This is a genomic window from Nocardiopsis kunsanensis DSM 44524, assembly GCF_000340965.1.
GTDB classification, from domain to species: Bacteria; Actinomycetota; Actinomycetes; order Streptosporangiales; family Streptosporangiaceae; genus Nocardiopsis; species Nocardiopsis kunsanensis.
Genome location: NZ_ANAY01000006.1, coordinates 79613 through 92425, shown reverse-complemented (window position 1 = coordinate 92425; position 12813 = coordinate 79613). Strand labels below are relative to the sequence as shown.

Below are 12813 nucleotides of genomic sequence, written 5' to 3'. Positions count from 1 at the left end.
TACCCGCTCGGGTCAAGGAACGGGTCCCGCTCCGTGCACCGGTTGGGACATCCCGACGCGGGGCATAAAAGTTAGTGAGTGCTCACTCACCAAGGAGGTTCCACGTTGTCCCCCGAGAACCGAACACCGCGCACCGACCTCCGTGTCGTCCTGATCGCCACGGCCGTCCTGTTCGTCGAACTCGCCGCCACCTAAGGAAGCCTCGCCGGAGAACCGCTCGACCTTCTCACGGGCTGGAGCACGACACGGGAGGTGGACCCCTTCGCGTTCGCCGCCGTCGTGACCGGCTGCGCGGCCCTGTACTGGTGCCGCGCGCGACCGGTCGCAGCCCTGGCGGTCTCCACAGCGGCCTTCGTGTTCTTCCTCTGGCGCGACCATGAACTCGGTTTGTTTCTGGCCCCGATGGCCGCCCTGTACGCGACAGCGGTGCACGGGGCGCCCCGTGCTTGGCCCCTGGCCGCGGTCGTGGCCGGGGTCGGTGCCTCCCTGCTGTGGGTCCACCGCCGGGTCGCGGAGGTGGCCGAACCCGGGGCCGCCCTCCTGGCGTGGGTAGCCTTCCCGACCGTGATACTGGTGTTCCTCGCCGGGTCGTATGCGGTCGGGGAGCTGGTGCGCTGCCACCGTGAGCTCGCCGCGGGCCCGGTTCCCGAATGTCGCTAGGAGCCCACCGCCGATGCCGGACCAGCAGTACACGCGCCGCCGTGGGAACGCTGAGACCACCCGCGCCCTTCTCCTCGACACTGCGGCCGACCTCATGCGGCGGATCGGCCTGCTCCACACGACCACCAAGCGCATCGCCTCGGAGGCGGGTTACTCCGAGGCGACGCTCTACAAACACTTCCCCGGCAAGGCCGAACTCGTGTTGGCGGTGCTGCGCCACCGGTTCCCGCCCTTCGTGGATGACCTGGCCGCCTTGTCCGACCGGGCGGGCAGGGGCCCGGTCGCGCAGAACCTGACCGGGGTGGTGGTCGGTGCCGTCCCCTTCTTCCGCCACGGTGCGCCGGTGTTGGGCTCACTGTTCGCCGAACCCGAACTGTTGCGCCGACACTGGGAGGAGATGGAGTCCCACGGCGCGGGTCCCCTCAATGTCAACCGTGCCGTGGCTTCGTACCTGCGGAACGAGCGCGGTCTCGGGCGGGTCCCGGCCCGCATCGATCCGGAGGCGGTGGCCTCCCTCCTGATCGGCGCCTGCTTCCAACGCGGGTTCTTCGAGGCGTTCTCCGGTGGCCGGCAGACTTTCCCGCCGTTGGAACAGCACGCGGTCGAGCTTGTGGCCGTCACGGGCCTGATCCCCGGCAAGTCCTGACCTCCGCGCAGGAACGTGGATGCTCGAACGCGAGGGCTCCTCCACCGCCACCACGACATGTTTCCTCATCGAGGCCCGCAGACCCTGATGTGCGGCCCGGGAAACGGCCCGGACCGCTCACGGTCGGGCCGCGCTCAGGCCTTGCCCTCCACGCGCTGGACCACCTCGTACCCCCACACCTCGCTGTCGCTCGCGGCCGGCTTCGGCTTGTCGCCGCCCCCGTGCGCGGACCCCTTCCCTCCCTCGGAGTGGCTGCGCTCGAAGTCCTGGCCGTTCACCCAGTTCTGGAAGTCCTCCTCGGACCGCCAGCGGGTGTAGACCAGGTACTTGTCGTTGCCCTCGACCGGGCGCAGGAGCTGGAACTCCTCGAACCCGGGCTGGTTCTCCACCATGCCCCCACGCTTGGCGAAACGCTCCTCCAGCGTGGCGCCGGCGCCCTCGGGAACGGTCAGGACGTTGAACTTGACGACGCTCACACGCGTCACCTCCACGGTCGTGTACGGCTCTTGCGACCAACCTAGAAGACAGGACGCGGAGGCCCCGCCTGCCCCACCCGAATACGGCCGGGCGATCCCTGGAGAGCACGGGACGGATGCCCGGATGCGTTGACCGAGGGCTTCTTTGTCCCTATGTTCCGGAGGGTGCCCCCTTCGCCGGTCCGCTTCTGGTTCGCCTCCGGTCTCCTCCTGCCCGGCACGGTGACGCTCGCCCTGGCCACCGTCGACGTCCACGCGGTGGCCGGCTCCGTCCCGTGGCCCGTCCACCTGGTCTGGATCTGGGCACTGTGCAGCGTCCTGGCCCTGCCCCTGGTGCGCCTGCACGAGATGGAACACCGCCGGGCCGGTGATGTCGCCCGGGACGGGTGCGACTGTGCGCACCGTTCCGACGGCCACGCCGCCCCACCGGCGGCTTCGCTGCGGGAGCGGGCCCTCGCCTCCGACTCTCCGGGCGCCTCTTCCGGGGGCCGGTCCGACCGGGGCCGAGCCACCTCCGTGCGTTTGCTGTCCCGCGTCCCGGCCCCCGGATGCGCGCGCCGCATTCTGGCCACGGTCGCCCTCGTGGTCACCGTGGTGGCCCTCGTACCGCTCTGGTGGGCGCCGGTGAGCCCCGCCGTGGGACCCGGGAACCCCCGGTTCATGGAATTCTCGCCCTACGGCTTCGCACTGGGCGCCACCGCCGTCGCCCTCGCCCTGTGCCTGTTCGCGGTCTCCCCGACCGCGTTCCGCGGGTCCCGCCGCTCCTGGGCAGCCGGCGCCGGGGCCGGTCTCGTCCTGGGGGCCGCGGCCGTGGCCCTGTCCATCCTGGTCACCGTCCTCCTCCCGCTCGACGCCACCACCGCCCCCTCGGACGAGGGCGACCACGACCTCGGCACCGGTCTGCCCGCCACCGTCGACGGCCTCGGATGGCGCTGGTCCACCCCCGACGGTGGTCCGGTCCTGGAGGTCGCCCCCGCACACACCGGGGTCCTCGTCCGTTCCGCCGGAGGGGTCGCCCTGCTGGACGGCGGCACCGGGGAGGAGCGTTGGCACTACCGCAGGTCCGGGGAGCAGGCCGTCGACATGCAGACCTCGCCCGGCGCCGACAACGTCATGCTCACCTACCCCGCCCGCGACATCGACGGCAGCCATGTCCAACGTCTCGTCGTGCTCGATGCGGACACCGGACAAGAGATCGGCGAGTACCGCAGTCCGAGCACGGCCGAGCCAGGGAAATACCAGTACCAAGGTGACCTCGCCCCGCTCGTGCACCGCGACGTGCTCACCACCCTGCGCAGCGAGGAAGGCCGCACGACCGTGGCCGGGTACGTGCCCGGGACCGGGCGCGAACGCTGGACCTACGAACCCATGGGCGACTGCTCCCGCCGCGGCCAGGACATCACCCGCCACGAGATCGTCGTCCTCCTCGAGTGCGACATGGACATCATGACCGGCGAGCGCGGGGGACGCGGTTCCGTCCGTACCCTGCACGGCCTCGTCCCCAGCACCGGGACCTGGCTGTGGCACACCGACGTGAACATGAGCTCGCCCAGCGACGAGGTGTGGGTCCACACCTCCGACGACGGCCACCTGTTCGCGTTCGCGTGGGCCTCCGAGGACGGGTCGGACAGCGGCAACGTCCTCTTCGGCCGCAACGGTGAGGTCGTGGCGCGCGACCTGCCGGGGTTCGGTGGCCCCACCGGGCACGAGGGAACCTGGAACTTCACCACCGACGGTTACCTGACCTGGGACGAGGACGGTGGCTCCGGCACCTACACCTGGCGGGGCCTGGACGGGGGCGAGCGGACCGCCTCGGCGGAACGGACCCCCGCGTCCGAGGACGAGCGAAAGGAACGCATCCGCCCCGTCCCGCTCGAGGACTCCCTGGTCACGGCCGTTCCCCGGGCTACGAAGGGCGAGTCCGAGACCGTCACCCTGACCGTGCGCCCCTGGGCCGAGGGGGAGGAGCCGGTCGAGGACTCGGCGGCCACCAAGGTCCACATCACCCTGGAACCCGCGTCCGGGGACGTGCCCGAGGACCAGATGGAGTCGTGGGTGTCCCTGCACGGGATCCGGGACGGGGTCGTTCTCGCCCGCCCCGGGAGCAGCGAGGTCGTCGGCATCGTCTGAGCCGGGGCGGAAGGGCCGGCCCGAGGGAGGCACTCAGCCCAGCACCACGTTCCCGGACTGGTCGACGTGCCAACCGGGGTTGTGCGCGACCTCCCACACGACACCGTTGGGGTCCTCGACGAACGCGTGGTGCACACCGCCGAACCCGCCGTACTCCGGAGCGCGCAGTACCCGGCCCCCGGCCTGCACCATGGCCTCGACCGTCCACGCGACTTCTTCCGGCCCCTCGACGTTGTGCGCCAGGGTCACCCCGGACACCGCGGCGCTGGTGGACATCGCCGGGCCCGCCGCTTCCGTGCCCGAGTCCTGCGTCCCGGCCAGATCGCGGTCGAACTTCACCGAGTCGAACAGACCGAGCACCGTCCCCGGAGCCACCTGGAAGAACAGGATCTCGCCCGGTACGTCGGCGAGCGGCTCCCAACCCAGACCGTCCCGGTAGAAGCGGCGGGCCGCGTCCAGGTCGGTCGTCGAGAGCGTCACGAAGTGGATCTGCTGCCTCATGGGGTCTCCGGGGCGGAACGGCGGACGTGTGTGCTCGCCCGCATTCTCACCCGGACCGCCCGGGTCCTGCCCCGGGCCACACCGGGGCCGACCGGATCGGGTCACCCGGCCGGTTCACAGCCCGTGCTTGCGCGCCACGATCCGCAGCATCAACGAACGCGGGAGCAGACGGCGCAGTGCGAACACCACCGGCGCGTTGCTCCCCACCGCGTACAACGGCCGCGGAGTGGGCGCGTCGATCGCCCGCAGCACCGTCCCCGCGACCCGCTCCGCAGAGATCCCCTCCGACTCGTTGGAGTTGAGTGCGCTCAGCATCGTCCGGTACTCCTCACGGAACGGGGAGCCCTCCCGCAGGTACTGTGTGCGCCGCTCGCTGATCCCGGTGTTGATCGAGCCCGGCTCGACCGTGCTCACCCCCACCCCGTAGGGGGAGACCTCCCGGCGCAGGGCGTTCGCGAACCCCTTGACCGCGGCCTTGGAGGCGACGTACGAGGAACGGTAGGCCAGCGGGAAACTTGCCAGCATCGACCCGACCACGACCACACGCCCGTACCCGCGCTCACGCATCCCCGGCAACACCAGCTGGGTGAGTCGCACCGCCCCGAACACGTTGATGCGGAACAACCGTTCCACCGCCTCGCCCGGGAGCTCCTCGAACGGCCCGCTCTGGCTCTCCCCGGCGTTGTTGACCAGGACGTCGACGGCGCCCACGTGTTCGGCACAGGCATCCACCGAGGCGTCGTCGGCCAGGTCCAGGGCCACGTACTCCACACCGGGAACCGGGTCGGTGATCGTCGCGGGGTCACGGCTGGTACCGACGACCCGGTAGCCCCGTTCGGCGAGGGCGGCGGTCACCGCGCGCCCGATACCCGAGGAGGCACCGGTGACCAGGGCGGTACGGGCAGATGGCTGGGACATGGGGTTCCTTCCGACGGGGACCACGGGGGCGAGGTGCTCGCGCCGGCACCGCGCACATGATCGCACGCTGCGCTGTCCTGTTCCTCGCCCCGGGGCGGCCCGGCGCCCCTCATGGAGAAGGGGGTGCTGCCCCGGGGGCGGTGCCCGTGCGTGCCCGGGTGCGGACGTGCCCCGTGTGCTCTGCACCGTGCCGGTTCCGGGACGGCGACCGGGGGAGGCCGGTCACTGCCGCTGCGGGTCGAACATGTCGATCGGCAGGTCGGTACGGCCGTGCTCGGCCAGATCCGCCAGCGCTGCGCCCACCGCCGAGGCGAACTTGAACCCGTGACCGGAGAACCCTCCGGCCAGTACCAGTCCGGGCAGCTCGGCACGGTGGCCGATGAGGAAGTCCTCGTCCGGGGTCATCGTGTACATGCACGCGGACATACGCTCGGGCGTCGTTGCGACCCCGTCCAACCGCGCGGCCAGGAGCCCCAACCTGGCTCCGTCCGCGGTGTCCGGCGCGCGCGGTCCCGTGTCCGGGTCGACCGGCTCGCCCCACTGGGCTCCCGGGAACCGTGCGCCGGGTGCCTCGGAGTGCACCCCGATCTTGACGGTGCGGCCGTCCAGACTCGGGAACCCGAACCAGAGTGTTCCGTCGGCTTCGTCGCGAGCGAAGACCTGGCCGCCGGTGTGCGGCTCGGGGGCACCGGTGATCGGGAACCAGCCCAGGACCCGGCGCTCCACCCGGATCCCCAGGTCCGGGAGCTGGGGAAGGAGCCGCGTGGTCCACGAACCCGCCGCGACCACGACCCGGCGTGCCCGGATCTCGGTTCCGCCCATCCACACGGTCGGCTGTTCGGGGTCGGGCACGATCCGGGTCACCGGTGCCTCGGTCAGGACCCGGGCCCCGGCTTCCCCCGCGAGACGGACGGCGGCCCCGATGGCGGCTTCCGGGAGCAGGACCCCGCCTTCCTGTTCGACGACGGCCTCCTCGCCCGGGGCGAACCGGTGGTGGGGGAAGCGTGCCTGTGCCTGTTCGGGGGACAGGTGCTCGTGCTCCAGGGCGTGGTGGGAGGCGGCCGTGAGCGCACCCGAGACGGCCCCCGAGTCCGGGGCCCCTGCCATGAGCGCCCCGGTACGCAGCAGCAGCTCTTGCCCCGAGGCCTGCTCCAGATCGGCCCACCGCTCCCAGGCCGCGCGGACGAACGGCACGTACTCGGCGCCCTCGACGTAGGCGGTACGGATGATGCGCGACTCACCGTGGCTGGAACCCCGGTCGTGCCCGGGGACGAACTGCTCCACCCCTACGGTCGGCACGCCCCGGCGCGCCAGGTGCCACAAGGCCTGCGACCCCATGGCGCCGAGCCCCACCACGACCGTGTCGGTCCGCAACGTCTCTCCCACGACCGTCTCCCTTCCATGCACCCCACCGGACACGAAAAACGGCGGGCCGACCCATCGTCGCAGGAAGGCCCGCCCGTGGAGACACGGGGACACCGTGGTCGTGCCGTGGGGTCAGCGCTTCGGCCCCAGCCAGGAGCACGGGCGGGGCTCACCGCGCGCCTGGCCCGGGTCCATGAGAAGTGACAGGCCCGTGCCGAACATCCACACGTCCTTGGCCACCGCGAGACCCGTGTCGCTGGGCCGGACGCTGTTGGGGCGCCGCATCCCGGGGGTGCGCAGGTACATGCCCAGGAGCGAGGCGCTGAACGCGGTCAGCCCGGCGGCGGCGATCTTCGTGGGCACGATCGGCAGCAGGAGAGCGGTACCCAGGGCGATCTCCGACGCCGACACCAGCTTGACGAAGGGCTTGGGCGCGATCTTGTCGAGGAACGGGTAGGCACTGACGGCCATGCCGTGCATGCCCTGGGCGGATTCCTCGTCGACAGCGCGCTTGTCCAGGCCCGAGCTGAGGATGAAGGCCCCCGTGGCGATGCGGGCCGGCATGTGGTGCGGTTCGACGGGCGGTCGTCTCATGGTGTTGCTCCCCCTGGGTCCTTGCTTCCGGCACCTGTGATGCTACTCAGGGTGACGGTTTTGCGGGGGTGCGACCTGCCGTGGGGCGACGGGGCGCGGTCGTGGGGTGTGGCCCGTGCCTGTGGTGGGTGTGCGCGCACGGTGCGATGCGGGTTCCTCACCCGTGGGGGCGCACCGTGCGGCGCGGGAAGGCCGCCGGGCCCGCTCGTGCGGACCCGGGAAGTGCGGGGGCTGCCGGTCAGTTGTCGCCGAGCAGCTCGTCCCTCGCGGCGTCGACGGCGGTGCCGCCGGGGTCCTCGACAGCGTCCGTGGCGGTCTCGACGCCGTCCTGGAGTCCTTCCGTGCTCTCCTGTACGCCTTCCATCGCTTCCTGGCCGTAGGACTGGGTGACGTCCTGAGCGAGCTCGCCCACCTCGCCGCCCAGGAGTCCCTTGAACCACTCGATCGCTTCGCCGATCATCGGCACTCCGTTCGGTTCCGTGTCCGGTGTGTGTCGCGTCCAGCCTGCAGTCTCTTCCCTCCCCGGATAAGGCCTGTGTAAAGGGCGGGAGGGCATGAAGGGGCCCCCGGTGCGGAGGGCACCGGGGGCCGGAGGGGGTGAAGGAGAAACGGCCCTCGTCGGCGGGGAGGGGCCGTCTCCGACAGGGGGTGCGGAGAGTTACGGAGCCGTTGTCCGCCTTCGAGAACCATCCTGCACCATCGGAGGGCCCGGTGAGGCGGAAACGGAGAATCTCGCCGAAGAATCTTCCGAAGACGCTGGAGAATGTCGCGCCATTGGGGAAAATTCGGCACTCGTCACCCTTTGCCTGTTATGTGACGGCCAACGGTGTACGCAAGTACACACGGTGCCGAGTGCGGGCATTGGGAGGGGAGAGTGCTGGCGGGTGGGCTCGGGGCGCCGGGGCGGGCGGGCAGGTACTGTGCCTTTGGTCACCCGAAGTGGCGTAGATCCTTATCCTTCCTTTAAGGTCGGGTAAATCGGAAATATCTGATGACCTGGTCACGAATCACCTTCAGGTGTCTCCCCGCACGCACGAAAGGGACCGTCGCAATGCACCGCTCCGCCGTCATCGCCTCTGCCGCTGTGGCCGTACTGGCGTTGACCGCCTGTGGTGCCCCGTCCGAGAACGAGGCGGACTCCGCGGACGGCGAGGACACACTGGTCGTCGGCGCGACCGCCGTCCCGGCCGGGGAGATCCTGGAGTTCATCGACGAGGAGCTCGCCGCAGAGGCCGGACTCTCCCTGGAGATCCAGGAGTTCTCCGACTACATCGCGCCCAACACCGCCCTTGCCGAGGGGCAGCTCGACGCGAACCTCTACCAGCACGAGCCCTACCTACTGGACTTCAACGAGGGCAACGACACCGACCTCACCGCCGTGCAGGAGGCCTACCTGCCGCCGCTGGGACTCTACTCCGAGCAGGTCGACTCGGTGGACCGGCTCGAGGACGGCGCCGAGGTCGCGCTGCCCAACGACCCCACCAACGAGTTCCGCGCACTCGTGCTGCTGGAGGAGAGCGGCCTCATCACCCTGGCCGACGGGACCGAGGAGGCCGACTTCTCGCTCTCCGACATCGAGGACAACCCCAAGGACCTGGACTTCCACGAGGTCGAGGCGCCCCAGCTACCGCGTTCACTCGGTGACGTGGACGCCGCGATCGTCAACAACAACTACGCGCAGGAGGCCGGGCTCGACTTCGAAGAGGACTCCATCCTCCTGGAAGAGGTCGAGGGAAACGACTACGTCAACGTCCTCGCGGCCCGCACCGAGAACGCCGACGACCCGCGCATCGACACCCTCGGCGACCTCCTGCTCGACGAGGAGACCCTCGAGTTCATCGAGGAGGAGTACCAGGGCAGCATCATCCCCGCCGAGGGCGACTGACCCCTCCGACCCCCGACCCCCACAGGCCGCCCCGTCCGCCCCCGCGACGGGGCGGTCCTGTGTCCGGGCGGGCCGGACCCGCCGACCTGCGCCCGCGTGGCGGACCCGGCCCGCCGCGGTCAGTCGAGCACCCCGCGGCGGTAGGCCTCGGCGACAGCGGCCGCCCGCTCCCGCACCCCGAGCTTGTCGTACACGTGCTGCAGGTGCGTCTTCACACTGGCCTCGCTGATGAACAGCCGGGAGGCGACCGCCCGGTTGGACGCACCGTCCGCGACCAGCTCCAGCACCTCCCGTTCACGGCGGCTCAGCAGCTGCCCCGAAGGTGTACGTACGCGCCCCATCAGATGGGAAGCGGCCGCGGGGGACAGCACCGACTCGCCCCGGTACACGGCCAGCACCCCGCGCACCAGCTCGTCGGGGGCGGCGTCCTTGAGCAGGTACCCGTGGGCCCCCGCCTCCACCGCGGGCAGGACGTCACGTTCACTGTCGAACGTGGTCAGTACCAGGACCCGCACGTGCGGGTCCCGCTCGCCCAGCTCGGTGATGGCACGCACCCCGGACATCCGGGGCATGCGCAGGTCCATGAGTACGACATCGACCTCATGGCCGCGCACGAGGTCGAGCACCTCCTGCCCGTCCGCAGCCTCGGCCACCACCTCGATGCCGTCCTCGGTCGAGAAGGTCCCGCGCAGACCGTCGCGCACGACCGGGTGGTCGTCGGCGATCAACAACCGGATCACGGCCCCACCTCCGGACCCGTGTCCGGGACCACCGGAACACTGGCGCTCACGGCCGTCCCCCTGCCGTCCTCGCTCTCGATCTCCACACTGCCTCCTATGCTCCGGATCCGCTGGCGCATACTGCTGAGCCCGAATCCGCCCGAGCGTCCCCGCGCCATGCCACGCCCGTCGTCACGCACGTCCAGCAGCACCACCTCGTCCAGGTAGGACAGGGTCACGACCGCCCGAGAGGCCTGCGCGTGCCGGGCGACATTGGTGAGGGCCTCCTGTGCCACCCGGAACAGGGCAGCCTCGATCGCCGGGCTCAACGCGACCGGATCGCCGGTGACCTCCGACGACACCCGGGTCCCGTGGGTCTCACCCCAACGGCGGACCAACTCCGCCAACGCGCTGGGCAGGTGCCCCTCGCTCAACTGCTGCGGACGCAGCGCCTCCACCGAACGCCGCGCCTCGGTCAGACTCTCCTTGGCCAGGGCCAGTGCGCGCTCCAGGTGGGTGGCGGCCGTCCCGGGGGTCCCCCACGTGCGCTGGGTCGCCTGGATCTGGGTGATGATGCCGGTCAGGCCCTGCGCGAGGGTGTCGTGGATCTCGCGTGCCATCCGCCCGCGCTCCTCCGCGATCCCGGCCTGGCGCACCTGGGTGAGCACCCGGGCGTGCAGGTCCGCGTTCTCGGCCAGAGCCTGCTCCAGCCGCTCGACCATCTGCCGGTGTTCCAGGTTCCTGCGGGCACCCATCTGACCCGCGACCAGACCCGCGCCGATCCCCAGTGTCTGGACGGCCACCACACCACCGAACAGGATCGTGTGCTGGAGCAGGGGCATGCCCGGGTCGGTCCCCGGAAGGCCCATCGTGCTCGAGTGCAGCACCAGGCTGGTCGCACCGACCGCCGCGAACGCCCACGCGGTCGGCAACAGCATCGCGTGGACGAACCCGGTGATCGTGAAGATCAGGAACAACTCGTCGTGCGCCAGCATGACCGAGCAGATCAGCAACAGGCCGCAGACGTGGACCAGGGCCGACCACCGGAACGGGAGCACGCCGGACACCCCGATGGTGACGGCCACACGGTGCCCGAACAGCAGCCAGAGAGCGGCCACCAGACCCAGCACCACCGTGGTGGTGTGCTCTGCGGCGGACTGCCCCGGCAGGGCCAGGACAGCGACCAACGAGGCCGTGAGGAGGACCCAGGGGACCACCACCAGGAACCTGCCCCACAGGGTCTGCCACGCCTCCGAGCCCTCAGCGTTCTCCGCACGGTCCCCGGTGGTGGTCATGGGCTCTCTACTCCCAACGGAACAGGCGGGCCGCCGCGGCTGCGGCGAGCACGGTGATACCCGCCATGACCGCCAGCTGTACCGCGTGCGGATTCGTGCTGTCGACCCGGCCCCACCACGCGTCCATGAGCAACTGAACGCCCGGCGGGGTGAACTCGCCCATGCGCACCAACACCTCCGGAAGGAGGAACCGCGGTAGGAACAACCCTCCGACCAGCATCACCACCAGGTACAGCAGCGTCGCCACCCCGTTGGCCGCACGTGCGCTCGGCACGACGGCGGCCACGAGCATGCCCGACGCGACCAAGGAAGCCGAACCGGTGACGAGGGCGACCGCGAACAGCAGGGGCCGCTGCGGGAGGCCGATGTCCAGGACCAGCCAGGAGGCCACCACCAGAACCAGGGACGACAGCGCCATCGTGGCCAACACGATGATCAACTGGGCGACCAGCAGGACCCCCGGGTGGACCGGGGTGGTCGACAACCGCCGCAGGACACCGTTCTCCCTGTAGGTGCCGATGACCGCCGGAAGGTGCGAGACCCCGACGAGGCACAGACCCAGGACCAGGGCGGTGGGTGCCCAGAAGTCGATGAAGCGCATCCCGCCGAAGTCGGGGGAGGGTTCACGCAGCGCCGGGATCGCCGCCATCCCGAACAGGACCACGCTCGGCATCGCCACCCCCAGCACGAGGGTCAGCGGTTCGCGCAGGAACAGCCGGACCTCGACGGCCAGCACACTGCGCAGCACGGCCGGGAGCGGCGGACGGCCCGGCGCCCCGGCCCTCTCGGTGGTGCTCACAGCAGATCCCCTCCTCCGGTCAGGGAGACGAAGGCGTCCTCGAGGGTCGCGCGGCCGCCGCCCCGCTCGTGTGAGGCCCGGGCCACCAGCCTCTCGGGTGTGTCCAGCGCCGCGACCCGGCCCCGGTCCACGACCGCGACCCGGTCGCACAGCCGCTCGGCCTCGTCCATGAAATGGGAGACGAGCACGATCGTGACCCCGCTGTCGCGCACGCGCTCCACCAGCTTCCAGGTCTCCCGGCGCGCACGCGGGTCCAACCCGGTGGTGAGCTCGTCCAGCACCGCGACACGGGGCCGCCCCACCAGGGCCAGGGCGATGGACAACCGTTGCTGCTGACCACCCGAGAGCGTCCGGTACTGGGCGCCGGCACGGTCGGTGATGTCCAGCATCGACAGGAGCTCCCCGACATCGGCCGGGTGCTGGTGGAAGGACGCGTACATGCGCAGAGCCTCGACCACCCGGATCCGGTCCGGCAGCCGCGCCTCCTGCAGCTGGATCCCGAGTACGCGCCGCAGCCGTGTGCGGTCGGTCGACGGGTCCAGCCCCAGGACCCGCAGGCGGCCCCGGTCGGGTTCCCGCACACCGGAGACACATTCCACGGTCGTGGTCTTGCCGGCACCGTTGGGCCCCAGGACCCCGAAGATCTCACCCTCGTCCACGGAGAAGGACACGTCCTCGACCGCGACCTTCTCCCCGTACCGCTTGCGCAGGTTCGCCACTTCGATGATTGCCATGGAACCCAGCGTGTGCCGGGAGCGGTCTCCGGCGGATCCCCTGGACAGCGGTGGATCCGGTGGATGCCGGCATCCACCGATCGGTGGATGC

The 12813-nt window shown here is 70.9% G+C and carries 13 protein-coding genes and 1 pseudogene; 4 read left to right on the top strand and 10 right to left on the bottom strand.

Annotated features, from left to right (window positions below):
* Positions 1-246: 246 nt before the first annotated feature.
* Positions 247-660 (top strand): annotated as a pseudogene (locus tag D456_RS23670) (hypothetical protein); the annotation flags it as partial.
* A 13-nt stretch (positions 661-673) separates the two neighbouring features.
* Positions 674-1306, top strand: coding sequence for a TetR/AcrR family transcriptional regulator (locus D456_RS0104810; protein WP_017575022.1), 633 nt, complete (start codon positions 674-676; stop codon positions 1304-1306).
* A 134-nt stretch (positions 1307-1440) separates the two neighbouring features.
* Here the strand turns inward: D456_RS0104810 and D456_RS0104805 are convergent, their stop codons facing one another.
* Positions 1441-1782, bottom strand: a complete 342-nt coding sequence (locus D456_RS0104805) for an antibiotic biosynthesis monooxygenase family protein (RefSeq protein ID WP_017575021.1) — start codon at positions 1780-1782, stop codon at positions 1441-1443.
* A 165-nt stretch (positions 1783-1947) separates the two neighbouring features.
* Here D456_RS0104805 and D456_RS0104800 point away from each other — a divergent pair, with 165 nt between their 5' ends.
* Positions 1948-3912 (top strand): outer membrane protein assembly factor BamB family protein, encoded by a 1965-nt coding sequence (locus tag D456_RS0104800; RefSeq protein ID WP_230480012.1) that lies wholly within the window; start codon positions 1948-1950, stop codon positions 3910-3912.
* A gap of 33 nt (positions 3913-3945) precedes the next feature.
* Here D456_RS0104800 and D456_RS0104795 read toward each other — a convergent pair whose 3' ends face one another.
* From D456_RS0104795 to D456_RS0104775, 5 genes are all read right to left on the bottom strand, one after another.
* On the bottom strand, positions 3946-4413 hold the full coding sequence (locus tag D456_RS0104795; protein WP_017575019.1) for a VOC family protein: 468 nt from the start codon (positions 4411-4413) through the stop codon (positions 3946-3948).
* 114 nt (positions 4414-4527) lie between these two features.
* Complete coding sequence (locus D456_RS0104790) at positions 4528-5331, bottom strand: SDR family oxidoreductase (protein ID WP_017575018.1); 804 nt, start codon at positions 5329-5331, stop codon at positions 4528-4530.
* A gap of 222 nt (positions 5332-5553) precedes the next feature.
* Positions 5554-6717: an N-methyl-L-tryptophan oxidase gene (gene solA / locus D456_RS0104785; RefSeq protein ID WP_017575017.1), complete on the bottom strand. Its 1164-nt coding sequence runs from the start codon at positions 6715-6717 to the stop codon at positions 5554-5556.
* 111 nt (positions 6718-6828) lie between these two features.
* On the bottom strand, positions 6829-7290 hold the full coding sequence (locus D456_RS0104780; RefSeq protein ID WP_051049403.1) for a hypothetical protein: 462 nt from the start codon (positions 7288-7290) through the stop codon (positions 6829-6831).
* Positions 7291-7528: 238 nt separating this feature from the next.
* Positions 7529-7750 (bottom strand): hypothetical protein, encoded by a 222-nt coding sequence (locus tag D456_RS0104775; protein ID WP_017575015.1) that lies wholly within the window; start codon positions 7748-7750, stop codon positions 7529-7531.
* A 591-nt stretch (positions 7751-8341) separates the two neighbouring features.
* On the opposite strand from D456_RS0104775, the gene D456_RS0104770 reads away from it, so the two are divergent.
* The gene (locus D456_RS0104770; protein ID WP_017575014.1) at positions 8342-9175 is read left to right on the top strand and encodes a MetQ/NlpA family ABC transporter substrate-binding protein; all 834 of its coding nucleotides are present in this window, start codon (positions 8342-8344) and stop codon (positions 9173-9175) included.
* Positions 9176-9294: 119 nt separating this feature from the next.
* Here D456_RS0104770 and D456_RS0104765 read toward each other — a convergent pair whose 3' ends face one another.
* Genes D456_RS0104765 through D456_RS26505 form a run of 4 tightly spaced genes read right to left on the bottom strand, consistent with a single transcriptional unit; the run spans position 9295 to position 12722 of the window.
* A complete protein-coding gene (locus D456_RS0104765; protein ID WP_017575013.1) occupies positions 9295-9915 on the bottom strand; it encodes a response regulator transcription factor in 621 nt (206 codons plus the stop codon).
* The gene (locus tag D456_RS0104760) at positions 9912-11189 is read right to left on the bottom strand and encodes a sensor histidine kinase (RefSeq protein ID WP_017575012.1); all 1278 of its coding nucleotides are present in this window, start codon (positions 11187-11189) and stop codon (positions 9912-9914) included. The genes D456_RS0104765 and D456_RS0104760 overlap by 4 nt, the downstream gene beginning before the upstream one ends.
* A gap of 7 nt (positions 11190-11196) precedes the next feature.
* Entirely contained in the window at positions 11197-11988 is a 792-nt protein-coding gene (locus D456_RS26510) for an ABC transporter permease (RefSeq protein ID WP_017575011.1), read from the bottom strand.
* Positions 11985-12722: an ABC transporter ATP-binding protein gene (locus D456_RS26505; protein WP_017575010.1), complete on the bottom strand. Its 738-nt coding sequence runs from the start codon at positions 12720-12722 to the stop codon at positions 11985-11987. Before D456_RS26505 ends, D456_RS26510 begins: the two co-directional genes overlap by 4 nt.
* Between the last annotated feature and the right edge of the window lie 91 nt (positions 12723-12813).